Source organism: Staphylococcus sp. 231237_7MaSpsaltlick (assembly GCF_043107035.1).
The window spans coordinates 1-967 of the sequence record NZ_JBICNX010000173.1 but is presented as its reverse complement, the minus strand read 5'-3'; the positions used below and the strand labels follow the sequence as shown (position 1 = coordinate 967).

Sequence of the window (967 nt, the reverse complement as noted above, 5' to 3'; positions counted from 1 at the left end):
CCGTAAATTCATTACCTGGGCCTTCAGTACATACAGTAACTGAACTAATCCAAACTATAAAAAACAAAGATAATATTTTATCTGCATATCGAGATAACTATACTGATTATAAAGAAAAATACACTAGTCTAAATACAGAAAATGTCACTGGAAAATTAGTTAATTATATATTTGGGAAAAAACCTTCGCCTACTCCAAAATTAAAAAAAGAAAAAAAGACTATATTAATTTATCCTGGTGGCATGAAACCAAATGGTATTACTACATCGTTAACGAATCTTTTAGAATGTATTGATTATAATACATATGATGTAACACTTTTCTTAGGGAAAACTAATAATACAGAGATATTAGATAACTTATATTCTATTAATAGTAATGTTAGGATTATATTAAGAAATGGACCATTGTTATCAACTACTAAAGAATATTATCGAAATATATTAGTTAAAAATCGAGGGATTAAAACTAAAATAGAGAAAATTATTTATCCAGATGAATTATATGAACGGGAATTTAGAAAGATATTTGGAAACGCCGTATTTGATTATGCAATTGATTTTAGTGGCTATGCAATGTTTTGGTCATCATTAGTATTAGCAAGTGATGCTAAAAGGAAATTAATATACTTACACAGTGATATGAAAATGGATATGGAGCGAACTGTAAATGGCATAAGACCTCACTATACAAATGTAAAAGGTACTATTTCAATGTATCCTTACTTTGATAAACTAGTTAGCGTGTCCGAAGTAACTAAACAAGAAAATATTAATAAACTTAGTAAAAGGTCAACTAAACAAAAATTCCAATCTTCTAATAATACGATTAACTTACCTAAAATACGCAAACTAATGAATGACGACAATGACATATTTATAAAAAATGACGAACGTGTCTTAGTGCGTCAATTAGACAAACAAATATCGAGTGTTCCTTTTTCTAAAAAAGATTATAAAGTTATGAC

The 967-nt window shown here is 27.5% G+C and carries 1 protein-coding gene; it reads left to right on the top strand.

The window, feature by feature from the left end:
• Window positions 1–967: glycosyltransferase family protein (locus ACF91D_RS30705; protein ID WP_483883397.1), on the top strand; the 967-nt coding region annotated here is incomplete at both ends.